Source organism: Geodermatophilus poikilotrophus, assembly GCF_900111455.1.
GTDB lineage: Bacteria > Actinomycetota > Actinomycetes > Mycobacteriales > Geodermatophilaceae > Geodermatophilus > Geodermatophilus poikilotrophus.
Map to the genome: position 1 here is coordinate 108,865 of NZ_FOIE01000005.1, position 23,287 is coordinate 132,151.

General features: G+C 75.3%; 24 protein-coding genes. 12 read left to right on the plus strand and 12 right to left on the minus strand.

The features are described from left to right. The first annotated feature begins 165 nt into the window (after window positions 1-165). The 3 genes from BMW27_RS12495 to BMW27_RS23415 all read left to right on the plus strand — a co-directional run bounded on the left by BMW27_RS12495 (window position 166) and on the right by BMW27_RS23415 (window position 2,129). Window positions 166-1,101, plus strand: a complete 936-nt coding sequence (locus BMW27_RS12495) for an SMP-30/gluconolactonase/LRE family protein (RefSeq protein ID WP_091444560.1) — start codon at window positions 166-168, stop codon at window positions 1,099-1,101. Between the two features lie 155 nt (window positions 1,102-1,256). Next, window positions 1,257-1,961, plus strand: coding sequence for a class E sortase (locus BMW27_RS12500; protein WP_091444562.1), 705 nt, complete (start codon window positions 1,257-1,259; stop codon window positions 1,959-1,961). Window positions 1,962-1,970: 9 nt separating this feature from the next. Continuing rightward, window positions 1,971-2,129, plus strand: coding sequence for a hypothetical protein (locus BMW27_RS23415; protein ID WP_091223636.1), 159 nt, complete (start codon window positions 1,971-1,973; stop codon window positions 2,127-2,129). A gap of 1 nt (window position 2,130) precedes the next feature. Here the strand turns inward: BMW27_RS23415 and BMW27_RS12510 are convergent, their stop codons facing one another. From BMW27_RS12510 to BMW27_RS12520, 3 genes are all read right to left on the minus strand, one after another. Next, on the minus strand, window positions 2,131-2,988 hold the full coding sequence (locus BMW27_RS12510) for a tetratricopeptide repeat protein (protein WP_091444564.1): 858 nt from the start codon (window positions 2,986-2,988) through the stop codon (window positions 2,131-2,133). Window positions 2,989-3,180: 192 nt separating this feature from the next. Continuing rightward, window positions 3,181-4,368: an ABC transporter permease gene (locus tag BMW27_RS12515; protein WP_091444566.1), complete on the minus strand. Its 1,188-nt coding sequence runs from the start codon at window positions 4,366-4,368 to the stop codon at window positions 3,181-3,183. Continuing rightward, window positions 4,365-5,273, minus strand: coding sequence for an ABC transporter ATP-binding protein (locus BMW27_RS12520; RefSeq protein WP_091444570.1), 909 nt, complete (start codon window positions 5,271-5,273; stop codon window positions 4,365-4,367). The genes BMW27_RS12515 and BMW27_RS12520 overlap by 4 nt, the downstream gene beginning before the upstream one ends. Window positions 5,274-5,362: 89 nt before the next feature. Between BMW27_RS12520 and BMW27_RS12525 the strand changes: the two genes are divergently transcribed. Together BMW27_RS12525 and BMW27_RS12530 are read left to right on the plus strand one after the other, a co-directional pair. Continuing rightward, window positions 5,363-6,034, plus strand: a complete 672-nt coding sequence (locus tag BMW27_RS12525) for a UdgX family uracil-DNA binding protein (protein WP_091444574.1) — start codon at window positions 5,363-5,365, stop codon at window positions 6,032-6,034. Window positions 6,035-6,132: 98 nt separating this feature from the next. Further along, on the plus strand, window positions 6,133-6,576 hold the full coding sequence (locus BMW27_RS12530) for an organic hydroperoxide resistance protein (RefSeq protein ID WP_091444577.1): 444 nt from the start codon (window positions 6,133-6,135) through the stop codon (window positions 6,574-6,576). 62 nt (window positions 6,577-6,638) lie between these two features. On the opposite strand, the gene BMW27_RS12535 is transcribed toward BMW27_RS12530, so the two are convergent. Together BMW27_RS12535 and pdxH are read right to left on the minus strand one after the other, a co-directional pair. Next, entirely contained in the window at window positions 6,639-7,970 is a 1,332-nt protein-coding gene (locus BMW27_RS12535; RefSeq protein ID WP_091444580.1) for an MFS transporter, read from the minus strand. Further along, window positions 7,967-8,623, minus strand: a complete 657-nt coding sequence (gene pdxH / locus BMW27_RS12540; protein ID WP_091444582.1) for a pyridoxamine 5'-phosphate oxidase — start codon at window positions 8,621-8,623, stop codon at window positions 7,967-7,969. Before pdxH ends, BMW27_RS12535 begins: the two co-directional genes overlap by 4 nt. Window positions 8,624-8,825: 202 nt before the next feature. On the opposite strand from pdxH, the gene BMW27_RS12545 reads away from it, so the two are divergent. The 4 genes from BMW27_RS12545 to BMW27_RS12560 all read left to right on the plus strand — a co-directional run bounded on the left by BMW27_RS12545 (window position 8,826) and on the right by BMW27_RS12560 (window position 12,946). Next, window positions 8,826-9,950, plus strand: coding sequence for a citrate synthase 2 (locus tag BMW27_RS12545; RefSeq protein WP_091444585.1), 1,125 nt, complete (start codon window positions 8,826-8,828; stop codon window positions 9,948-9,950). Between the two features lie 149 nt (window positions 9,951-10,099). After that, window positions 10,100-11,212 carry a phosphoserine transaminase gene (serC, locus tag BMW27_RS12550; RefSeq protein WP_091444589.1) on the plus strand — a complete coding sequence of 371 codons (1,113 nt, stop codon included), beginning with the start codon at window positions 10,100-10,102 and terminating at the stop codon, window positions 11,210-11,212. Window positions 11,213-11,434: 222 nt separating this feature from the next. Further along, entirely contained in the window at window positions 11,435-12,379 is a 945-nt protein-coding gene (gene sepH, locus BMW27_RS12555; protein ID WP_091444592.1) for a septation protein SepH, read from the plus strand. Window positions 12,380-12,472: 93 nt separating this feature from the next. Then, a complete protein-coding gene (locus BMW27_RS12560) occupies window positions 12,473-12,946 on the plus strand; it encodes a YflT domain-containing protein (RefSeq protein WP_091444595.1) in 474 nt (157 codons plus the stop codon). A gap of 70 nt (window positions 12,947-13,016) precedes the next feature. On the opposite strand, the gene BMW27_RS12565 is transcribed toward BMW27_RS12560, so the two are convergent. Further along, the gene (locus tag BMW27_RS12565) at window positions 13,017-13,826 is read right to left on the minus strand and encodes a TrmH family RNA methyltransferase (protein WP_091444599.1); all 810 of its coding nucleotides are present in this window, start codon (window positions 13,824-13,826) and stop codon (window positions 13,017-13,019) included. Window positions 13,827-13,891: 65 nt separating this feature from the next. On the opposite strand from BMW27_RS12565, the gene BMW27_RS12570 reads away from it, so the two are divergent. Continuing rightward, a complete protein-coding gene (locus tag BMW27_RS12570) occupies window positions 13,892-14,842 on the plus strand; it encodes an NAD(P)/FAD-dependent oxidoreductase (protein ID WP_091444602.1) in 951 nt (316 codons plus the stop codon). A gap of 115 nt (window positions 14,843-14,957) precedes the next feature. On the opposite strand, the gene BMW27_RS12575 is transcribed toward BMW27_RS12570, so the two are convergent. Continuing rightward, window positions 14,958-15,770, minus strand: a complete 813-nt coding sequence (locus BMW27_RS12575; protein WP_091444605.1) for a thioesterase family protein — start codon at window positions 15,768-15,770, stop codon at window positions 14,958-14,960. Window positions 15,771-15,798: 28 nt separating this feature from the next. Between BMW27_RS12575 and BMW27_RS12580 the strand changes: the two genes are divergently transcribed. Beyond that, entirely contained in the window at window positions 15,799-16,767 is a 969-nt protein-coding gene (locus tag BMW27_RS12580; protein ID WP_091444609.1) for an aldo/keto reductase, read from the plus strand. 195 nt (window positions 16,768-16,962) lie between these two features. Next, window positions 16,963-18,780, plus strand: a complete 1,818-nt coding sequence (locus BMW27_RS12585) for a peroxidase family protein (protein ID WP_139206892.1) — start codon at window positions 16,963-16,965, stop codon at window positions 18,778-18,780. A gap of 59 nt (window positions 18,781-18,839) precedes the next feature. On the opposite strand, the gene thpR is transcribed toward BMW27_RS12585, so the two are convergent. From thpR to BMW27_RS12610, 5 genes are all read right to left on the minus strand, one after another. Continuing rightward, complete coding sequence (gene thpR / locus BMW27_RS12590; RefSeq protein ID WP_091444616.1) at window positions 18,840-19,409, minus strand: RNA 2',3'-cyclic phosphodiesterase; 570 nt, start codon at window positions 19,407-19,409, stop codon at window positions 18,840-18,842. Continuing rightward, a complete protein-coding gene (locus BMW27_RS12595; RefSeq protein ID WP_217638143.1) occupies window positions 19,406-19,801 on the minus strand; it encodes a hypothetical protein in 396 nt (131 codons plus the stop codon). Before BMW27_RS12595 ends, thpR begins: the two co-directional genes overlap by 4 nt. Window positions 19,802-19,859: 58 nt before the next feature. Beyond that, window positions 19,860-21,218 carry an MFS transporter gene (locus BMW27_RS12600; RefSeq protein WP_091444617.1) on the minus strand — a complete coding sequence of 453 codons (1,359 nt, stop codon included), beginning with the start codon at window positions 21,216-21,218 and terminating at the stop codon, window positions 19,860-19,862. Beyond that, window positions 21,215-21,649: a MarR family winged helix-turn-helix transcriptional regulator gene (locus tag BMW27_RS12605; RefSeq protein WP_091444622.1), complete on the minus strand. Its 435-nt coding sequence runs from the start codon at window positions 21,647-21,649 to the stop codon at window positions 21,215-21,217. The genes BMW27_RS12600 and BMW27_RS12605 overlap by 4 nt, the downstream gene beginning before the upstream one ends. Before the next feature lie 86 nt (window positions 21,650-21,735). Further along, window positions 21,736-23,259, minus strand: a complete 1,524-nt coding sequence (locus BMW27_RS12610; RefSeq protein WP_091444625.1) for an NCS2 family permease — start codon at window positions 23,257-23,259, stop codon at window positions 21,736-21,738. Window positions 23,260-23,287 lie beyond the last annotated feature (28 nt).

The window sequence follows — 23,287 nt, forward strand, 5'->3', positions numbered from 1 at the left end:
CCGTCCTCCCGTCCCCCCGTTGATCATGGGGTTGTTGCCGCACGACGCCCCGTTGACGGCGTGTCCGGCGGCGAGAACCCCATGATCAACGCGCGAGGAGGACCGGCAGGGGCGGGGGGCGGCGTTCGCCGCGCACCGGGCCCGCCCCGACGGGACGATGCAGGGGTGCACCGACTCCCCGCCACGCCCGCGCCCGGCCTGTCCCCCGCCGGACACGGTGAGGGCCCGACCTGGGATGCCGACCGCGGCGAGCTGCTGTGGGTGGACATCACGGCCGGGCAGGTGCGACGGGCCACGATCGGGGCCGACGGCAGCCTCACCGAGACCGGGGTGCACCGCGGCGGGGACACCGTCGGCGCCGTCGTCCCGGCGGCGGACGGCGGGTGGCTGCTCGCCGCGGACGGCGGCTTCACCCACCTCGGGGCCGACGGGACCGCCCGGGTGCTGATCTCGCTGGCCGGCGAGGGCGGCACCGAGGCCGACGGCGGCACCCGGATGAACGACGCGGCCTGCGACCCGGCCGGCCGGTTCCTCGCCGGCACCATGGCCTTCGACGAGCGGCCCGGCGCCGGCGCGCTGTACCGGCTGGACCTCGACGGCACCGTCACGACCGTGCTGGACGACCTGACCGTGTCCAACGGCATCGGCTGGTCGCCGGACGGGGGCACCGTCTACCTCGCCGACTCCGGCCCGGGCGTGGTGCACGCCTTCGACTACGACCTCGGGTCCGGCGCCTTCGGCGAGGGCCGCGTGCTGCTGCGGTTCGACGGGGACGACGGCGTCGCGGACGGGCTCACCGTCGACGACGAGGGCTGCCTCTGGACCGCGCTGTGGGGCGGCGGGCAGGTGCGCCGCTGGTCCCCGGACGGCGAGCTGCTCGCCGTCGTCGAGGTGCCCGGGGTGACCCAGACGTCGAGCTGCGCCTTCGCCGGGCCCGGGCGCGACCTGCTCGTGGTGAGCACCTCGGCGCACGGCCTGGACGACGCCGCGCGGGCCGCCCAGCCCGACGCCGGCCGGCTGTTCACCGCCCGCCCGGGGGTGACCGGCCCGCCGGCCACCCCCTATCGCGGACCGCTGGCGGGGCTGCGCCAGGAGAGCTGAAAAGAGGACCCCTCTGCCCCCCACCACTCGCAGGCTCGTGGCGGGGCCCTGCAGAGGGGCCGTCCGGCTGGGACGGGTGGGACCAGGGAGCACGGTGGGGCGCGGACACGCGGCGCTCCCGGCCACGGGCGCGAGCCGACCTAGCATCGGTCGTCGTGTCCACGGCTCCGGCAGACGTCCTGCGCGCCGCAGCACGCGGCGCCGGGCAGCTGCTGCTCACCCTCGGCTACGTCCTGCTGCTCTTCGTCGGCTACGAGCTGTGGGTGACCGACCTGCTGAGCAACGCCCGCCAGGACGAGCTGACCGCCGAGCTGCGCGAGGAGTGGGCGGCGCCGGCCGCCGTCCCGGCCGAGCTGCAGGGCGGCGAGGCGTTCGCGATGCTGCACATCCCGCGGCTGGGGGCCGACTACGCCCGGGCCGTCGTCGAGGGCACCGGCACCGAGGAGCTCGAGCAGGGGCCGGGCCACTATCGCGGCACCGCCATGCCCGGCGAGCAGGGCAACTTCGCCGTCGCCGGGCACCGGGTGGGCCGCGGGTCGCCGTTCCTGGAGATCGACGAGCTGCGCGCCGGCGACCCGGTCGTCGTCGAGACCGCCGACAGCTGGTTCGTCTACCGGGTGCTCGAGCCGGCGGACGTCGTGCCCGGCCAGCAGGTCGTCCCGCCCTCCGACGTGTCGGTCATCGCGCCGACGCCGAACGGGCCGCCCGACGGCGCGCCGTCGGGCGCCTACCTGACCCTGACCACCTGCCACCCCGAGTACTCCGCACGCGAGCGGTTGATCGTGCACGCCGTGCTCGAGGGCGGGCCGGTGGGACGCGCCGAGGCACCCGAGGGCCCGCCGGCCCTGCGGGGAGTGTGAGGAGCGACCGTGTACTCGTGGATCTGGCGGCACCTGCCCGGCGGGACGGCGGTGCGGGCGCTGCTCGCCCTCGTGCTCGTGGCGGCGGTCAGTGCGCTGCTGCTGTTCGTCGTCTTCCCGTACGTGGAGCCGTACGTCCCGTTCGCCGACGTCACCGTCGACGGCTGAGCTAGCCGCCGAGCTCGCGCAGCGCCCGCTCGGCGAGGTCGTCCCCGCCGGCCGCACCGAGCCGGAAGTGCTCGACCGCGCCGTCGAGGTCGCCGCGGTCGGCCAGCAGCACGGCCAGGTTGTGGTGGCAGTAGCCGTCGCCGGCGGCGATGCCGGCGCGGTAGGCCTCCTCGGCCGCCTCCACGTCGTCGAGGTCGTCGACGTAGAAGTTGCCCAGCGGCAGCCACGCCTGGACCTCGCCGAGCTTCGCGCCGCGCTCGAGGGTGAAGCGGGCCTCGGCCGTCCGGTCGGTCGTGCGCAGCAGCGAGGCCAGCGCCACGCGGGTGCCGGCGAAGCGGTCGGCCCCGGCGCGCAGGTCGACCTCCAGGGCGGTGTCGTGCGACGCGGCCCACCGCCAGCAGGCGACCACCGCGGCGGCGACGTCGTCCCCCGTCGCGGCGAGGTCGGCCGCCACCGCGAGGGCCTGCTCGTGCTCGCCCTGCTCGTGCAGGAGGAACGCCAGCTGCAGCCCGCCCTGGGTGTCCCCGGCCGCGCCGGCACCGCGGTAGGCGCGCATCGCACCGGCGAGGTCGCCGAGCTGCTCGAGCACCAGGCCGAGGTTGACCCAGGCGTCGCGCTCGCCGCCGGCCAGCGCCTGCTCGTAGGCGTCGGCGGCCTCCTCGACCCGGCCGCGGGCGGCCAGCGAGTTGCCGAGGTTGAACCAGCCGAGCGAGTCCCCCAGCTCGGCGGCCCGGCGGAAGCAGCGCTCGGCGTCCAGGTCACGCCCGGCCTCGGCCAGGTCGCAACCCAGCTCGATGACGGCGTCGGCGTCCCGGCAGGCGCGCAGCCTCCGGAGGCGCCCGTCGAGGTCCTCCCGCATGCGGCGATCATGCGGTGCACCCGGCGCCCCGTCCTCCCCCCGTGGGGCGGTCTCACCCGTCGGAGGAGGTGCAGGTCACCCGGGCGGAGTCAGTCGCCGCGATGGGCCGACTCCCCGGCGGGATCGGCGATCTCGCACGGCGCCCCCCTGCAGGGTCCCGCTGCGAGCGTGCGGGTGGCGGGGGGTCCGTCTTCAGGCCCGCTCGGCGCGCAGCGCCTCGCGCAGCCGGGTCTTCCCGCTCGTGCGCAGCAGGGCGCCGGAGTAGACCCGCCCACCCAGGCGGACGGCGAGCCCGATGGCCACCAGCATCAGGACGACGGCCAGCGCCACCTCCCAGCCCGCCGCCTCCCCGGCCGCCTGGCGCACCGGCATCACCAGCGGCGAGAGGCCGGGCACGAAAGAGGTGACCGCGGCGAGCGTGCCGCTGGGGTCGCTCGCGGCCTGGAACGCCACGAAGAACCCCACGACCAGCAGCATCGACGCCGGCGTGAGCACGCTGCCGAGGTCTTCCTGCCGGCTGACCAGCGAGGCCGCCACGGCGAAGACGCAAGCGTAGAAGGCGTAGCCGAGGACGAACCAGGCGATGACGGTGGCCACGGTGCCGATCAGCTCACCGGGGACGTCGACCAGGTCGAACGCCAGCGCGCCGGCGACCCCCACCACGCCGATGACGACGATCTGCCCCAGCCCGAGCAGGCCGAGGCCCAGGATCTTGCCGGCCAGCAGCTGCCACGGCCGCATGGTGGCCAGCAGGAGCTCCACCACGCGGCTGGACTTCTCCTCCACCACGCCCTGGGCGACGAACTGCGCGAACAGGAACAGCAGGCCGTAGAGGACGACGATGCCGATGACCGCCACGACCACCTGCTGGCCGTCGTCCTCCCCGTCGCCGAGCGGGGTGACCGCCACCTCGGGGATGGACTGCAGGTCGACGCCGGCCTCCAGCAGCCGGTCGGAGACGGCCAGCCCGCTGACCGCACCGCCGACGACCGCCTCCAGGGCGGGATCCCGGTCGACGAGCAGCAGCTCGGGGGCGGGGCCGGTGCCGTCGAGCAGGGCGGCGTCGACCTCCCCGGCCTGGACGGCGGCCCGCGCCTCGGCCTCGTCCATGGTGTCGACGACCTGCACCTCGACGCCCACCGCCTCGCCCTGCGCCTCGAGGGCGGGCCCGAGCCGGCCGTCGTCGGCCACGACGGCGATCCGGCCGGCCTCGACGCCGCCGACCGCCACCTGGAAGACCATCATCCCGAGCAGCAGCAGGAGGATGACCGCCGAGCTGACGATGAAGTTCTTGTCGCGGATGCGGCTGGAGACCTCGCGCGCGGCGACCAGCCGGACCAGCGCGGTGCTTCCCGGGCTGCCGGGCCCGGACGCCGTCACGCGGCGACCCCGGCCGGCTCGGCGACGGCCTCGCGGAACAGCTCCACCAGGCTCGGCTCGCGCCAGGCGAAGTGGCCGACCCGGCCGGTGCGCAGCGCCGCGGCGAGCACGGCCTGGTCGTCGGCACCCGGGGCGAGCTCCAGCAGGGTGTCACCGGCCCGCTCGGAGACCACCCGCACGCCGGGCAGCGCGGCCGCCCAGCCCGGCGGCGCGTCGGGGACGACGACCCGCAGCAGCCGGCCGGACTCACGGCGGCGCAGCTCGGCGACCGGACCGGTGGCGACCATGGCCCCGCGGGCGAGGATGCCGACGGCGTCGCAGAGCCGCTCGACCAGGTCGAGCTGGTGGCTGGAGAAGACGACCGGGACGCCGCCGCGCACCTGCTCGAGCAGCGCCTCGGCGAGCGCGTCCACGCCCACCGGGTCCAACCCGGAGAACGGCTCGTCGAGGATGAGCACCTCCGGCCGGCTGACCAGGGCCGCGGCCAGCTGCACCCGCTGCTGGTTGCCCAACGACAGCTTCTCCACCTGGTCGCGACGGCGCTCGCCGAGGCCGAGGCGGTCGGCCCAGTGCTCGGCCGCGCGGGTGGCCGCCGCGCCGTCCAGGCCGTGCAGCCGGGCGAAGTAGGCCAGCTGCTCGCCGACCCGCATCTTCGGGTACAGGCCGCGCTCCTCCGGCATGTAGCCGATCCGGCGGCGCAGCGCCTGGTCCAGCGGACGCCCCTGCCAACGCACCTCGCCGGCGTCGGCGCGGACCAGCCCCATGGCGATCCGCATCGTGGTCGTCTTGCCGGCCCCGTTGGAGCCGCAGAAGCCGAACATCGAGCCCGGGGCGACGGCGAAGGAGACCCCGTCGAGCACCCGGTTGGCCCCGAAGCTCTTGTGCAAGCCGTCGAACTCCAGCACGCGCTTCCCCCGTCACCCTCCGTTGCCTCCGGCAACCGTATCGGCCGCCTGCTGTCGCGCCGGGACGCCAGGTGGGGTGTCATCGGCGGATGAGCCAGGAGAACGTGCCGGCGCAGCCGCCGACCGGGGTGGGGCTCGACGGGCTGCGCACTGCGGCCGCCGGGTGCCGAGCCTGCGAGCTGTGGGAGGGCACGACCCAGACGGTGTTCGGCGAGGGGCCGGAGACCGCCCGCATCGTCTTCGTGGGCGAGCAGCCGGGCGACCAGGAGGACCGCAGGGGCGAGCCGTTCGTCGGCCCGGCCGGGCGGCTGCTGGACAAGGCGTTGGCGGAGGCCGGCATCGACCGCGGGGACGCCTACATCACCAACGCGGTCAAGCACTTCCGGTTCACGCAGAAGGGCAAGCGCCGGATCCACCAGACCCCCGGTCCCGAGCACCTGCGGGCCTGCCGGCCGTGGCTGGAGGCCGAGTTCGCCGTCCTGCAGCCGGAGGTCGTCGTCTGCCTGGGCGCCACCGCCGCCAAGGCGCTGATCTCGCCGTCCTTCCGGATCACCAAGGAGCGCGGCCAGCTGTTCCCCTGGACCCCGCCGGGCGCCGACACGCTGTTCGCCGCGGCCGACGACGAGGACGCGCCGCACCAGACGTGGATGCTGGCCACCACCCACCCCTCGGCGATCCTCCGGACACCGGACGAGGCCCGCGACGCCGCCTACGACGCCCTCGTCGCCGACCTCCGGGTGGTGGCCCACGCCCTGGCATGACGGAGGACCACCCTTCCCCCACGCCTCACAGGCTCGGCGCGGGCCCCTGGAGGGTGGCCGAACTGCGCGGGGCCGGCCGTCCGGGTAGGACGGGTGCCATGGACCGCGTGTACACGGCTGAGGCAACGGCGTCGGGAGCCCGCACCGGGGAGGTGAGCTCCTCCGACGGCCGGCTGACGGTGAGCCTGTCCCGCCCGGCGGAGATGGGCGGGGACGACGGTCCGGGCACCAACCCCGAGCAGCTGTTCGCCGCCGGCTACGCCGCCTGCTTCCACAGCGCCATGCGCTTCGCGCTCCGGGACCTCGGGCTGACCCCGCAGGCGCTCGAGGGCTCCTCGGTCACGGCCGAGGTGCACTTCCTGCGCGCGGCCCCCGGCGACTTCGGCCTCGGCGTCGACCTCTGGGCACGGCTGCCGCAGCTGGGCGACGAGCAGGCCCGGCAGCTCCTCGCGAAGACGCACACCATCTGCCCCTACTCGCGTGCCACGGCGGGCAACGTCGAGGTCGGGCTCCACGTCGTCCCGGCGTCCTCCGCCGCCTGAGGGCGGCCCCCTCCCGGGCACCGCCCCGAGCTCGCGAGGGGTGGGGAGGAGGGGGTCCTCTCTCAGCCGCGGGCGGAGGGCTGCGCCGAGCGGGAGGCGCGGAAGGTCCAGAACGAGGGCACGGCCAGCGCCACGACGACCATCGCCACGACGACGAGCACGCCGCCGGAGACCATCGCCGTGGTCACGCCCGCCGCGCTGGCGATCGCGCCGGCCCGCAGGTCGCCCAGCCGCGGACCGCCGGTGACCACGACGATGAACACGCCCTGCATCCGCCCGCGCATGTGCTCGGGCGCGGCCAGCTGCAGCATCGACGAGCGGAGCACCGCGCTGACCATGTCACCGGCACCCGCGACCGCGAGGCAGAGCACCGCCAGCCACAGCGTCGGCGCGAACCCGAAGCCGATGATCGCCACACCCCACACGGCGATCGCCACGACGACGACGGCACCCTGCCGGTCCACCCGCGAGACCCAGCCCGACGTCAGCCCCATGAGCAGCGCGCCGATCGAGACGCCGGCGAACAGCCAGCCCAGGCTGTTCGGCGAGTCGGCGTAGCGGCCCTCGGAGAGCTCCGGGAACACCGCCTGCGGCCAGGCGAACAGCATCGCGATCACGTCGACGACGAAGGTCATCAGCAGCACCGGCTGGGTGCGCAGGAAGGCGAACCCCTCGGCCACGCCGCGCACGGCCGCACCCAGCCGCAGCGGCCCGGCCTCCCGCCCCGGGGGCAGCGGCGGCAGCCCGCGCAGCAGCAGGACGGCGACGAGGAAGCCGAGCGCGTCGACGGCGTAGGTGACCGGCAGGTCCCCGACGGCGATGAGCAGGCCGGCCAGCAGCGGCCCGGCGATGACGCCGACCTGGCGCACGGTCATGGCCAGCGCGTTGGCCGCCGGCACGCCCGCCGGCCCGACGATCGCGGGGATCACCGCGCTGCGGGTGGGCTGGTTGACCGCCGTGAACCCCGAGACGCAGGCGGTGAGCACCCACAGCAGCGCCAGGTTCCCGCCGCCGGGCAGCAGCGCCTGCACGCCCAGCAGGGCACTGGTCACGGCGGAGCCGACCCCGGTGACCAGCATCAGCCGGCGGCGGTCCATCGAGTCGGCGATCGCGCCGCCCAGCAGGCCGAAGACGACGAGCGGCACGAGGGCCACCACCGAGGTGACGCCGACCAGCAGCGAGGAGCCGGTGAGCGCGTAGACCTGGTACGGGACGGCCACCAGCGTCATCTGCTGGCCGAGCATCGTGGCCGCGACGCCCCAGAACAGCCGCCGGTAGTCGGGGTTGCGCAGCGGGGTGGTGTCGAGGGCCCACGCGCGGCGCGGGGACCGGCCCCGGTGCAGGGACCCGCGCCGCGCTCGCGAGGGGTGGGGGGCAGCGGGGTCCTCCTTCACGGGGCCAGGCGCTGGACGACCCAGCCGCCCCCCTCCGCGTCGTCCCGGACGAACCGGAGCCGGTCGTGCAGCCGGTCGGCCCCGCCCTGCCAGAACTCGACGGTGTCGGGCACCACCCGGTAGCCGCCCCAGACCTCCGGGCGCGGCAGCTTCTCCCCGTGCGTGTCGGCGTCCAGCCGGCGCAGCCGCTCGACGAGCTCCTCGCGGGAGTCGACCGGCGTCGACTGGAGGGAGGCGGCGGCGGCCAGCTGCGCGCCGCGCGGACGGGGGTCCCACAGGTCGTCGCTGGCCGTCGGGCCGACCCGCTGCACCCGGCCGGTCACCCGCACCTGCCGCTGCAGCGCGTGCCAGGGGAAGACCAGCGCGGCGCGCGGGTTGACCGCCAGCTGGGCCCCCTTGGCCGAGGCGTAGCTGGTGACGAAGACGAAGCCGTGCTCGTCGTAGCCCTTCACCAGCACGATCCGCGCGTCGGGTGCGCCGTCGGCGTCCGCGGTGGCGACCACCACGGCGTTGGGCTCGGGCAGCTCCGCGGCGACGGCGTCGGCGAACCAGCGGTCGAACTGCTCGACCCAGGTGGGCGCGAGGTCGTCCTCCCGGAGGCCCCGGGTCTCGTAGTCCCTGCGCATGCGGGAGAGGTCGGGCACGCCGTCCATGCTGTCACCCGCCTGCCCCGCGAGATCTGCACAGTGGTGGTCATCGGGCACCCGATCAGCACCACTGTGCAGATCTCGCCGGGAGGGGAGCCGGGCCGCGCCCCGGGTGTCCCCGGCGCGCCGGCACGGCCTAGGGTCGCGGAGGCAGTCGTGCGCCGCCTCCCGTGCGCGCACGAGTCCCGCGCGCAGAGGAGCATGCGAGATGGCGGACGACTTCGTACCCGGCCTGGAGGGCGTCATCGCCTTCGAGACGGAGATCGCCGAACCGGACAAGGACGGCGGCTCCCTCCGGTACCGCGGCGTCGACATCGAGGACCTGGTCGGCAAGGTCACCTTCGGCAACGTCTGGGCGCTGCTGGTCGACGGCAAGTTCGGTCCCGGCCTGCCGCCGGCCGAGCCGTTCCCCATCCCGGTGCACAGCGGGGACGTGCGCGTCGACGTCCAGGCCGCGCTGGCCATGCTGGCGCCCTTCTGGGGCTACCGCCCGCTGCTGGACATCGACTCCGAGACCGCGCGCGACCAGCTGGCCCGCGCCGCGGTCATGGCGCTGTCCTACGTCGCGCAGTCCGCCCGCGGCATCGGCGTCCCGGCCGTTCCGCAGGCGCGCATCGACGAGGCCGCCACGATCGTCGAGCGGTTCATGGTCCGCTGGCGCGGCGAGCCCGACCCCCGCCACGTCGCCGCCGTCGACGCCTACTGGACGTCGGCCGCCGAGCACGGCATGAACGCCTCCACCTTCACCGCCCGCGTCATCGCCTCCACCGGCGCCGACGTGGCCGCCTCCCTCTCCGGTGCCATCGGCGCGATGTCCGGCCCGCTGCACGGCGGCGCCCCCTCCCGGGTGCTGCACATGCTGGACGGCGTCGAGCAGGCCGGCGACGCGGACAAGTACGTCAAGGACCTCCTCGACCGGCACGAGCGGCTCATGGGCTTCGGCCACCGGGTCTACCGCGCCGAGGACCCGCGCGCCCGGACGCTGCGCAAGGCCGCCAAGGAGCTCGGCGCCCCGCGCTTCGAGGCCGCGCTGGCCCTCGAGCAGGCCGCGCTCAGGGAGCTGCGCGAGCGCCGTCCCGACCGGCCGATCGAGACCAACGTGGAGTTCTGGGCGGCGATCGTCCTCGACTTCGCCGAGGTGCCCAGCCACATGTTCACCTCGATGTTCACCTGTGCCCGCACCGCCGGCTGGTGCGCGCACATCCTCGAGCAGAAGAACACCGGCCGCCTCGTGCGCCCGTCGGCCCGCTACATCGGCCCGGCCCCGCGCAAGCCCGAGGAGGTCGAGGGCTTCGACACCATCAAGGTCAAGGCCGTCGACCAGCCGGCCTAGGGGGAGGACCTCCTGCCCCCACCGTGCAAGGACCCCGTTCTCCCCGCCCCCGCAAGCCCAGGGCGGGACCCGCGACGGGGCCGCCGCGGGCCCCTGCAGGGGGCCACCGGCGCCCGACCCCGCCCGTGATCCCCGAGAGGCACCCCCGGATGAGCATCACCATCCCCGCCGACCTCCTGCCCTCCGACGGCCGCTTCGGTTGCGGCCCGTCCAAGGTGCGCCCCGAGGCCCTCGAGGCGCTGGCCGGCAGCGGCGCCTCCCTGATGGGGACCTCCCACCGGCAGGCGCCGGTCAAGGGCCTGGTCCGCCAGGTCCGCGAAGGGCTGACCGAGCTGTTCGACCTGCCCGACGGCTACGAGGTCGTCCTCGGCAACGGCGGGACGACGGCGTTCTGGGACGCCGCGATCATCGGGCTGATCCGCGAGCGCAGCGCCCACGGCAGCTACGGCGAGTTCTCGTCGAAGTTCGCGACCGGCGTCGCCGAGGCGCCCTTCCTCGCCGACCCGGTGGTGGCCAAGGCCGCGCCCGGCTCGCTGGCCCTGCCCTCCGCCACCGACGGCGTCGACGTGTACGCGTGGGCGCACAACGAGACCTCCACCGGCGTCATGGCCCCGGTGCAGCGACCGCACGCCACCGACGACGCGCTCGTGCTCATCGACGCCACCAGCGCCGCCGGTGGGCTGCCGGTCGACGTCACGCAGACCGACGTCTACTACTTCGCCCCGCAGAAGAACCTCGGCGGGGACGGCGGGCTGTGGGTGGCGCTGATGTCCCGCGACGCCCTCGACCGCATCGCCGAGATCAAGGCCTCGGGCCGCTGGATCCCCGGCTTCCTGGACCTGTCCATCGCCGTCGACAACTCGGCCAAGGACCAGACCTACAACACCCCGGCCGTCGCCACGCTGTTCCTGCTGGCCGACCAGATCCGCTGGCTGCTGTCCCTCGGCGGGCTCACCGGCGCCGTCGCCCGCACCCAGGACTCCTCCAGCCGGCTCTACGGCTGGGCCGAGCAGTCGTCCTACGCCACGCCGTTCGTCGCCGACCGCGACCAGCGCTCCTACGTGGTGGGCACCGTCGACTTCGACGAGTCGGTGGACGCCGCCGAGGTCGCGAGGGTGCTGCGCGCCAACGGCGTCGTGGACGTCGAGCCCTACCGCAAGCTCGGCCGCAACCAGCTGCGGGTCGGCATGTTCCCCGCCGTCGAGCCGGACGACGTCAGCGCGCTGACCGCCTGCATCGACTTCGTCGTCGGGAAGCTCTGAGCACGGACCCCTGCGCCCGCCACCCACAGGCCCGCGGCGGGACCCCGCGGTCCGGCCGCCGGGACGGGGCCACCGGCTCCAGGAGGCTCACCCGGCAGCGCGCCACGCCGGGCGAGCCTGCCGACACGCTCACGCGCGCGCGGATAGCCTCGGCAGCGGACTCCCCCATCCCGGGCCGGTCCGCCCGCCGTCCCGACCCGAGCACCCCCCAGGAGGCCGCCCATGCGTTCGCTGCGGCTGGTGGCGCTCACCGACGACGGCAGGAGCCTGGTGCTCGCCCTCGACGGCGCCGAGCCCGGCGAGGAGGGCGAGCGCTTCGAGCTGCCGATCGACGACCGGGTGCGCGCCGCCGCGCGCGGTGACGCCCGCCGGCTCGGCCAGATCGACGTCGAGATCGGCGCGACGCTGCCACCCCGGGTGATCCAGGCCCGCATCCGCGCCGGCGAGACACCCGAGCAGGTGGCGCAGGCCTCCGGCATCCGCGTCGAGCGGATCATGCGCTTCGCCCACCCGGTGCTGCAGGAGCGCGAGCGGGTGGCCGAGCAGGCCCGCGAGGCCCGGGTGCGGCTGTCCGAGGGCGCGCCGTCGGTGCCGCTGCAGCAGTTCATGTCCGAGCGGCTGCGGCTGCTCGGCGCCGACCTCGACGCCGTCCGCTGGGACGCCCACCGCGCCGGCGACGGCGTCTGGCAGGTCACCGCCGCCTGGCAGGCCGGCGCCAAGTCCGGCGTCACCCGCTGGGCCTACGACGTCCCGGCCCGCACCGTCACCCCGGTCGACGCCGCCACCACCGACTTCGCCGAGGGCACCCGGCTGGTGCGCGTCGTCCCGCACGTGCCGCCCGAGCGGCCCGCGCCGGTGCGCCCCCGCCCGGTGTCGGTCGTCCCCGACGACGACGGCGTGCCGGCCCCCGCCTCCTCCCGGCTCGCCCCCGACGAGGACGACGCGCCGGCCGCGGACGACGACGTGCGCCCGGTGCTCCCGGTCGACGTGTCCCCCGCGGTTCCCCGGCGCCCGGACCCCGCCCCACCTGCCGACGACGACGACATCAGCGAGCACGACACCGTCGTCCTCGGCCGTCCCAGCGGTGAGGGGGACGACGACGAGGACCCGCGCGCCCGCATCCCCGCGTGGGAGGACATCGTCTTCGGGGTCCGCCGGCACCGCTGACCTGCGGTCTCCCGTCCGGGCGGCTCGGGGACGGGTGACGCCGGCCACTCCCGGGCAGGTGTCCACGCAGGACCGCCGGGTACCACGAGAGGCATGTCAGCCTCGGTGTCCATGCCCCTCGGCGGCGTGCAGGTCGGTTCCTTCGACAGCTACGAGCAGGCCCAGGCCGCCGTCGACTACCTCGCCGACCAGAAGTTCGCCGTCGAGAACGTCACGATCATCGGTTCGGACCTGCGCCAGATCGAGCGGGTCACCGGCCGGCTCACCTGGGGCCGGGTGCTCGCCGCCGGCGCAGCCGGCGGGGCGTGGTGGGGCCTGTTCGTCGGCCTGCTGCTCGGCATCTTCGCCGTCGAGTCCGGCGCCTGGATCGGCTCGGTCCTGACCGGCCTGCTCATCGGCCTGCTGTTCGGCGCGCTGTTCGCCGCGATCGGCTACTCCGCCAGCCGGGGCCGACGTGACTTCACCAGCACGAGCGCCGTGGTCGCCGGTCGCTACGACGTCATGTGCAACCCCGCCCGCGCCGAGGAGGCCCGGGCACACCTGGCCCGCTTCTCGCTCCGCGGCTGAAGGAAGGACCCCCTGCCCCCCACCGTTCGCAAGCTCACGGCGGGCCCCTGCAGGGGGCCGTTCCAGGACGTCACCTGAGGGTGGCGAAGGCGACCGCGGCTGCGGCCGCGACGCCCAGGGAGTCCACCCCGGTCCGCATCGGGATGCGCGCCCGCACCCGCGCGGCCCGCTGGACCTCCGGGGTCAGCCCCGGCCCCTCCGCCCCGAGCAGCACCGCGGTGCGCGGGTGCGCCTGCGGGTCCACCTCGGCCAGGTCGACGGCGTCCTCGGCCGGGGTGAGCGCGACCGTCAGGTAGCCCGCGTCGTGCAACCGGTCCAGCCCGCCGGGCCAGTCCGGCAGGACGGCGAACGGCAGGGCCAGCACGTGCCCCATCGAGACCCGCACCGAGCGTCGGTACAGCGGATCGGCGCAGCGCGGGTCCAGCAGCAGCCCGTCGACGCCCAGGGCGACCGCCGAGCGGGCGATCGACCCCAGGTTCTCGGCGTCGTTGAGCGCCTCGAGCACGGCCAGCCGGCGGGGTGCGGCCGGGTCCGGCCCGGTCAGCAGCGCGTCGAGGTCGGCCGGCGGGCGGCGGTCGGCGGAGGCGAGCACCCCACGGGTCAGCCGGAAGCCGATCACCTCCGAGAGCACCCACTTGTCCGCCTCGTAGGCCGGAACACCAGCGGGCAGGTCCAGCGCCGCCACCCGTCCGGGCACGCCGAGCACCGCACGCACCCGGTAGGACGAGGCCAGCAGCCGCTCGACCGCCGGAACCCCCTCGACGATCACCGGGCCGGTGCCGCGCTCGGTGCCCGGCGGGCGGTCCCCGGCCTTGAGGTCGCGGAAGTCGGCCACCCGCGGGTCGTCCGGGTCGGTGATCGTCGCGGGGAGCTCGGGCACGGCCCCGATCCTGCCAACCCGCGCCCACCGGGCGGCCGGGTCGCCCAGCCCGCAGGATCGTCGGCGTGCCCTCCTCTCCCACGACCGTCGTCGGCGGCGGCATCGCCGGCACGGCCTGCGCCCGCGTCCTCGCCGAGGCGGGGCTCCGCGTCCGCGTGCTCGACCGCGGCCGGCGGCCCGGCGGGCGGATGGCCTCGCGGACGCTGCACGACCGCACTGTCGACATCGGCGCCTCCTACCTGACCGCGGAGGAGGGCTCGCCGTTCGCGGCGGTGGTCCGCGGCTGGGTCGACCGCGGCCTGGCCCGGCCGTGGACCGACACCTTCGCTGTCGCCGGGCCCGAGGGCCTGCGGTCGACGACCACGGGGCCGGTCCGCTACGCCGCGCCCGGGGGGCTGCGCTCGCTGGTCGCCGACCTGGCGTCCGGGCTGGACGTCGAGAGCGGGCGCACGGTGGCCGCCGTCGGACCCGGCCCGCGGGTGGACGGCGAGGACGTGCCGGCCGCCGTCCTGGCCATGCCCGACCCGCAGGCCCGCCGGGTGCTCGACCCGGCCACGGCCGGCCGGCTGCTCGACGACCGGCCGTGGGAACCCTCCCTGGCCGTTGTCCTGGGGTGGTCGCGGCGGTGCTGGCCGGCCGACCTGCACGGCGCCTTCGTGCACGACGACCCGGCGGTCACCTGGGTCGCCGACGACGGGGACCGGCGCGGGGACGGCGCCCCGGTGCTGGTCGCGCACACCACCGCCGAGCTCGCTGCCGCGCACCTCGAGGACCCCGACGCCGCCGCCGGCCCGGTCGCCGCCGCGGTCGGCCGGGCGCTGGGCATCGACGTCCCGCCGGCCTGGACGACGGTGCACCGCTGGACCCACGCGCGCCCCGCCGAGGCGCGGTCCGAGCCGTTCGGGCTCGCCGACGGGATCGGGGTCTGCGGCGACGGCTGGTCGGCGCCGTCGCGAGTGCAGGCCGCCTGGACCTCGGGCACCGCCCTGGGCCGCGCCCTGCTCGCCACGCCCTGAGGACGTCGGCCCGGCCCTGCTGCGGGCAGGAGGACCCCGTCCCCCTCATCGCTCGCGGCGAGCCGCTGGACGGGGCCTGGCGCGAGCCTGCGGGCGATGGGGGCAGCGGGTCCTCCTAGCGCGCTACCCGCGCCAGCTGGCGGGCCTGGGCGACCAGCCGGCCGGTGGTGTCCCAGATGCGGCACTCCTCGTCCGACCAGCCGCCGGCCACCTCGGTGGAGCGGGACTCGACCAGGCACCAGCCCGGCGCCGGCAGCGCGCGCACCAGCACCTGCAGCTGCACGGTGGGCGCCCAGCCCGTCCGGCCCACGGCGAAGGCGGTGGGCGGCAGGGCATCGGCGAACAGCAGCAGCGCGAAGGGGTCGGGCGCACCGCCGTCGGACAGCCGGATCCAGGACCGCAGCACCCGCTGGTCGGAGAACCGGCCGACCGTCCAGCCCGCCGTCGCGGGGTCGAGCCGGGTGTCGATCCGCCGGACCAGGCCGACGGCCGGCCCGGCGCCCGTGGTCCGGGTGACGACGCAGTCGTCGGGGCCGGGCAGCTGCGGCGCGGCGTTCTCGGTGTACTCGGCCGGCTCGCTGCCGAGCGTCGCCGTCGTCACCTGGGCGGCGATCGACGGGCCGGCCTCCCCGGTGAGCAGCACCGTGGAGTGCGCCAGCGTGCGCCCGGCCGGACCGGACGTGACGGCGAGGTGGGCCGGCCCGGCAGCGGTGGCCCGGAGGTAGCTCGCCGACAGCGCGACCGGGTGCGGGTGCGGGCTGTCCAGGACGGCGGCGCGGGCGGCCACCGCCAGCAGGTAGCCGCCGTTGAGGACGCCGCCACCGACGTCCCAGCCGGGGTCGAGGTCGGCGACCAGCCCACCGCCCTCGGCACGTCGCACGGCGGTCGCGGCGTCGAAGGCGGACGGGGTCCCATCGGTCAGCGGCACGCCCGGGAGCCTGCCAGGGTGGGGTTCCATGGAGTACACGCACCTGGGACGCAGCGGCCTGTCGGTCTCCCGGCTCTGCCTGGGCACGATGAACTTCGGCTGGAAGACCGAGGAGCCCGACGCCCACGACCTGATGGACCGGGCGCTCGCCGAGGGCGTCAACTTCTTCGACACCGCCAACGTCTACGGCTTCGACGCCGGCAAGGGGCGCACCGAGGAGGTCCTCGGCACCTGGTTCGCCCGCGGCGGTGAGCGCCGGGAGAAGACGGTGCTGGCCACCAAGGTCTACGGCTCCATGAGCGACTGGCCGAACGACACGTTCCTCTCCGCCCGCAACCTCGTCCGCTCCTGCGAGGCCTCGCTGCGGCGGATGCGGACCGACTGGATCGACCTGTACCAGTTCCACCACGTCGACCTGGCCACGCCGTGGGAGGAGATCTGGCAGGCCTGCGAGACGCTGGTCGCGCAGGGCAAGGTGCTCTACGTCGGGTCGTCCAACCACGCCGCCTGGCAGATCGCCGCGGCCAACGAGGCGGCCGCCCGCCGGCACTTCCCGGGCCTGGTCAGCGAGCAGTCGCACTACAACCTGCTCACCCGGCACGTGGAGCTGGAGGTGCTGCCGGCCGCGCAGCACTACGGCGTCGGCATCATCCCGTGGAGCCCGCTGGCGCAGGGCCTGCTGGCCGGCGTCCTCGGCGACCAGGCCGGCGACCGCCGCCACCTCGAGCGCAACCGCGAACGCATCGAGCGGCACCGCCCCGCGCTGCAGGCCTACGAGGACGCCTGCCGCGAGTGGGGGTACGCGCCGGCGGACGTCGGGCTCGCCTGGCTGCTGCACCGGCCGGCGGTGACCGCACCGATCGTCGGGCCGCGCACGATGGAGCAGTTCGAGGGCTCGCTGAGGGCCCTCGACGTACGGCTCGACGAGGGGCAGCTCGCCCGGCTCGACGACATCTTCCCCGGTTACCGGGCGGCACCGATGGAGTACGCGTGGTGATCTCGGCACCCTATTAGCAGCCGTCAGTCATCGCGCAACCACCCAGCGCGACACGCCGCCCCCCGGACCCCCAGGACTGGGGGACGGGGGGCCCCTCGGTCACGTGTGCCCGGACCCCTCCCCTCCCCCGGAGCCTCGGGACCGACGAGAGCGGCCGGTGGGGGCGGGCTCTCCGACGCCGGGGGGCGGGTGCGCGTGCACGGGTACGGGGACGAGACGGCCGGGGTGTGCCCGTTCAGCGGAGCCGGCGCCGGGGACGGCGGGACGACGCGCAGCGCGGTGTCGCGGCGGGCCGTGCTCGCCGGGCTGGCGGGCATCGCGGCACTGCCGGTCATGAGCGGGACCGCCCTGGCAGCGCCGGTCCGCCGTCCGCCGGCACCGACGTCGACACCCGCGCCTCCGCCGCCGCCGCGCCGACCGCGGGCCACCCGTGGCGCGCACGCCGTCGGCAACCCGCGCGGGAGCGACATCGCGGTGCGCGCCGGCCGGGACGCCGAGGCCCGCTTCGGGCTGATGTTCAAGAAGCTGCCGGCCTTCGCCCCGCCGGACGCGCTGCTGACCGCGCTGGCGGTCTCGATGAGCGACGGCAAGGCGCCGCTGTCCGACGTCAAGGACTCCGACGTCGCCTTCGACATCGCCGGCATCCCGGCCGGCTACATCTACCTCGGCCAGTTCATCGACCACGACATGACGCTGGACAAGACGCCGCTGACCCAGCAGCAGCAGGACCCGCGGGCGATGACCAACTACGACACGCCCCGCTTCGACCTGGCCAGCGTCTACGGCCGCGGACCGGCCGGCAGCCCCGAGCTCTACGACCCGGCCCGGCCGGGCTACCTGCTGTGCAACGACCACGAGGGGGTGCGCGACCTGCCCCGGGACGACGTCGGCGCGGCCTACCTCGGCGACCCGCGCAACGACGAGAACCTGATCGTCGCCCAGCTCCACGCGGTCTTCCTGCGCCTGCACAACAAGCTGCGCGACGAGGGGAAGAGCTTCGAGCGGGCCCAGCAGCTGGTCCGCTGGCACTACCAGTGGCTGATCGTCAACGACTACCTGCCGCGCATCGTCGGCCGCGACGTCGTCGACCGGCTGGTGCGTCGCCGCCGCGGCGGGCCGATCGAGTTCCTCGGGCGGTTCTACAAGCCGCGCAACCCGCGCAAGCCGTACATGCCGGTCGAGTACTCCGGGGCGGCCTACCGCTTCGGGCACAGCATGATCCGGGCCGAGTACGAGGTGCACGACCAGCACACCGTGCCGATCTTCGGCAACGAGGGCCACCAGGACCTGCGCGGGAACCGCCCGGTCCCGGCCGACCTGTGGATCGACTGGAACTACTTCTTCGAGATCCCCGGCATGAGCACGCCGGACGACCGCAACATGTCGCGAAAGATCGACGCCCAGCTCTCGCTGCCGCTGTCCACGCTGCCGCCCACCGTCGTGGCCCCCACTGCCGGGGCGATCGTCTCGCTGGCCGAGCGCAACCTGCTGCGCGGCAAGCGGCTGGGCCTGCCGTCGGGTCAGGACGTCGCCGCCGCGATGGGCCTCACGCCGCTGACCAACCAGCAGCTCGGGCTCACCGACCCCGGCTGGAAGGGCAGGGCACCGCTCTGGTTCTACGTGCTCAAGGAGGCCGAGCTGCTCGGCGGCAACCGCTTGGGCCCGGTCGGCGGCACCATCGTCGCCGAGGTCGTCCTCGGCCTGATGGCGTGCGACACCGCCTCGTACTTCACCGCGAACCCCGGCTTCGACCCCGGCGCCGGGTACTCCATGGGGCACTTCCTGCTCTGGGCCGACGCCATCGACCCGCGGGCCTTCGAGGTGCCCGAGGAGGAGCTCCCGGAGGAGCCCGAGGACGGCGCGGTCGGGGACGGCACGGTCGAGGACGAGGCGCCGCACGACGAGGAGCCGGAGGCCGAGGAGCCGGAAGACGACGAGGAGCTCGAGCTCCTCGAGCCCGGCGAGGTGCCCGACCCCGCGGCGACCTCCCCGGTGCCCGGCCCGGTGGTGTGAGGCCGGCCCCGTCCAGAGGCTCGCCGCGAGCCTGCGAGCGGTGAGGAGGACGGGGTCCTTCAACAGCCGAGGGGCCAGGCCGCGACCCGGTCGTAGCGCGGCGCGGGGCCGAGGTGGCTCTCCAGCAGCTCCACCTCGGCCACCGGCCAGCCGGGCCCCTGGTAGCCGGCCAGCCGGTCGGGCAGGTCGCCGTCCCCCGGCCGGCCGGGCCGCCAGCGGCCCAGGGTGAGGTGCGCACGGAACGGCCGCTCCTCCACCGGCATCCCGAGGCCCCGGGCGACGGCGGCCAGCCGGCCGGCGAGGGCGCCCAGCGCGTCGCCGTCGCCCGTGACCCCGGCCCAGAACACCTGCGGACGCCGGCGCGAGCCGAACCGTCCGGCGCCGGCGAGCCGGAGGGTCATCGACGGGGTGGCCGCCACCGCGGGGGCCGCCGCGGCCACCAGCTCCGCCACCCGGCCGGGCGGCACCACGCCGAGGAAGAGCAGCGTCAGGTGCCAGCGGTCCGGCGGCGTCCACCGCGGTGCGCCCGGTGTCCGGCGCAGCGGCGCCAGGGCGTCGTCCAGGTCGGCCAGGGCCTCGGCCGGCGGCGTGACCGCGAAGAACAGCCGCCGCGGCCGGGGAGCGGTCAGTCCGGCACCGCCAGGCCGGCGTCGGCGAGCGCGGCCTGCAGCCGCAGCCGCTCGACGTCGCGGGGCCGTCCGGGCGGGACGGTGTCCAGCGCGTGCGACACCTCCAGCAGGCGGGCCGCCTCGGTGAGGACGTCGTCGTAGGCCGCCTGCAGTCCCCGCCGGCGGGCCATCGGCGCCCCGGCCGGCACGGAGGCGAGCTGGCGGCCGAGCCGGCGCAGGTCGGCGGCGACCTGCTCGAGCGGACGCCCCGCCGGCGCGACCGGTTCCCGACGGCGGAGGCGCTGCGGCAGGCGCGCCGACCCGAACACCAGGCGGGCCAGCCAGCCCATGAGGGCGACCGAGCCGACGACGCCCGCGACGATGGCTCCCAGGTGCAGCAGCGAGGTCCCCATGCCGCCTCCGCCGACGACTCGAGAGTGGTGGCCGTCACGGTACGACGGACCGACGGCGTCAGGGCGAGGTCGGCGTCCCGGGTGCCTCGGCCGACGCCGCCTCGGCAACGGCCCGGACCCGTGCCGGCGGCACTGCCCGCGGCCCCACGTGCAGCTGCACCCGCGGGGGGACGACGTGCGCCTCGAGCCGGACCCGCCGCCCCCGCGCCAGCCAGGCCGCCGCGACACCCCCCGCGGCGACCGCGACCGCGCCACCGAGGACGAACCCCCAGGGCGCACCGAAGTGCTCGCAGACCCAGCCGATCAACGGCGCGCCCAGCGGAGTGCCACCCATGAAGCAGGTGAAGTACAGCGCCATGACCCGCCCGCGCAGCTGCGGGTCGACCCCCAGCTGCACGAAGCTGTTGTTGGCCACGCTGAACACCAGGCCCGCCGCCCCCGTGGGCACGAGCAGAGCCGCGAACGACCAGTACGTGGGCATCAACCCGCAGACGATGGAGAACAGCCCGAAGACGACCGCGGCGACGACCAGGAACCGCTGCAGCGGGCGCCGCGTCCGCCGGGTGGACAGCAGCGCGCCGGACAGCGACCCGGCCGCGAAGCAGGTGGTGAGCAGCCCGAACGCCTCCGCGCCGACCCCGAAGACCTCGCGGGCCATGAGCGCGATGGTGACCTGGGAGTTGAACGTGAAGGTGCCCAGCAGGAGCGCCAGCCCCATCGCCAGCCTCAGGTCCGGGCGCGACCACACGTAGGCCAGCCCCTCGCGCAGCTGACCCCGGGCCCGCGCGACCGGTGGGCTGGAGTGCAGCTCGCCCGGCCGCATGCACAGCAGTGCGCCGATGGTGAAGGCGAAGCTGGCCGCGTTGGTCAGGAAGGCCGGCGCGGTGTCGCCCGAGGCCGCCCCGATGAGCAGCCCGGCGACCGCGGGGCCGACCAACCGGGCGCCGTTGAAGATCGTCGAGTTGAGGCTGACCGCGTTGGGCAGCAGCTCCGGGCCGACCAGCTCCGCCACGAAGGCCTGCCGCACCGGTGCGTCGACGGCGGAGACCGAGCCGAGGGCGCCGGCGAGGACGAAGACGTGCCACAGCGCGATGCCGTCGGTGGCCACCAGCAGCCCGAGGACGAGCGCGAGCAGACCCATCAGCGTCTGGGTGGCCACGAGCATGCGGCGCTTGGGGTAGCGGTCGGCGAGCACCCCGCCGTAGAGGCCCAGCAGCAGCGTCGGGCCGAACTGCAGCGCGGTGATCAGCCCGAGGGCCACGCCGTTGTCACCGGAGAGCTGCAGGACCAGCCAGTCCTGCCCGATGCGCTGCATCCAGGTCCCGGTGAGGCTGACCAGGTTGGATGCGGCGTAGAACCGGTAGTTGCGCACGCGCAGCGACCGGAACGCCCCCGAGTCCGCAGTTCTCCTGCTCACCCACTCGCCAGCTTGTCAATGATGCCCGCGGCCTCGCGGAGCACCGCCCGCTCCTCGGCGGTGAGCTGCTGGAGCATGCCGGACAGCCAGGCCTCGCGGGCGCGGGCCTCGGCACCGAGCAGGTCCTCCGCGGCCGGGGTCAGGTCGATGACCACCTGCCGTCCGTCGGTCGGGTGCGGGTTCCGGGTGACCAGCCCCATCCCCTCGAGCGCGACGACGACGCGGGTCATCGACGGCGGCTGGACGCGTTCGTGGCCGGCCAGCTCCCCGGGGCTCATCGGACCGTGCCGCTTGAGGGTGGACAGCGCCGCCAGGTGGGTGAGCGTGACCGAGGTGTCGACCCGCTGGTTGCGCAGCCGGCGGGAGAACCGCATCACGGCCAGCCGCAGGTCGTGGGCCAGCGCCGCGGTGTCCAGCGTCGTCCGGCTCACGGTTGCCCAGCCTAACTAAGGACCTGCCGGCCCCGTCCCGAGGCTCGGCCCGAGGGTGCGAGGGGTGAGGAGGACGGGGTCCACCCTCAGAACAGCTGCTGCAGCGGCTCCAGGGCGAAGTAGACGACGAACAGGGCGGCGATCAGCCACATCAGCAGGTGGACCTCGCGCCTGCGTCCGGCCGCGACGTGCAGGAGCACGTAGCTGACCACGCCGGCGCCGATGCCGTTGGTGATCGAGTAGGTGAACGGCATGATCGCGATGGTCAGGAAGGCCGGGATCACCACCGTCATGTCGTCCCACTCCAGGTGTCGGATCTGGTTGACCATCAGGGCGCCCACGATCACCAGGACCGGGGCCGCCGCCTCCGACGGCACGATCTCCACCAGCGGGGTGAAGAACATGGCGAGCAGGAACAGCACGCCGGTCGCGACGCTGGCCAGCCCGGTCCGCGCGCCGTCGGCGACCCCGGCAGCGCTCTCGACGTAGGTCGTGTTGGACGAGACGCTGGCCGCGCCGCCGGCCGCGGCGGCCACCGAGTCGACCAGCAGCACCGGCTGCGACCTGGGCAGGTTGCGCTTCTCGTCGAGCAGGTCGCCCTCGGCGCCGACCGCGGTGACCGAGCCGACGGTGTCGAAGAAGTCGGCGATCATGATCGAGAAGACGACGAGCAGCGCCGCGATGACGCCGATCCGCTCGAAGCCGCCGAACAGCGAGAACTGCCCCACCAGGGACAGGTCCGGGGCGCTCACCAGTTCCTCGGGCAGGGTCGGCACCTGCAGCGCCCAGCCGCGCGAGTTGACCTCGGCACCGTCCGCGCCGGTCCGCGGGCCGACCCCGGCGACCGCCTCGACGACGATCGCGAGCACCGTCGAGACGACGATCCCGATGAGCAGCGCACCCCTGACCCGGCGGACCACCAGCACGCTGGTCAGCAGCAGACCGACGATGAAGACGAGCAGCGGCCAGCCGGCCAGCTGACCGTTGACGCCGAAGCTGATCAGCGGGCTCCCCGGCCGGATGACGCCGGCGTCGGCCAGCCCGATGATCGTGAGGAAGAAGCCGATGCCGACCGCGATCGCCGTCTTCAGCTGCGAGGGGATCGCCTCGAAGACCGCCCGGCGGAAGCCGGTGAGCACCAGCACGGTGATCAGCAGGCCCTCGAGGACGACCAGACCCATGATCTCCGGCCAGGACATCTGGGTGGCCGCGAAGACCCCGACGATCGCGTTGATGCCGAGGCCGGCGGCCACCGCGAAGGGGTACCGGCCGACGACCCCCATGAGGATCGTCATGACCCCGGCGACGAGCGCGGTGACCGCCGCGACCGAGGCGAAGGGCAGCGAGGCCCCGGTGATGTCGGGCCCCGACAGGATGATCGGGTTGAGCACCACGATGTACGCCATCGTGAAGAAGGTCGTCAGGCCGCCTCGCAGCTCACGGGTGAGCGTCGAGCGGCGGGCGCTGATGCCGAAGTAGCGGTCCAGCCCGTTGCTGGGCCTGACCCGCGGGCCGTCGCTGCGCCGCGGGGTGCGGGCCCCGACGGCGACGTCGGCGGGGGTGCCGCCGTCCCTGGTGCTGCCCGTGGACGGGCGGGACTTCTCTGCCATGACGACTCTCCGGGCGCGCGGCCGGGCC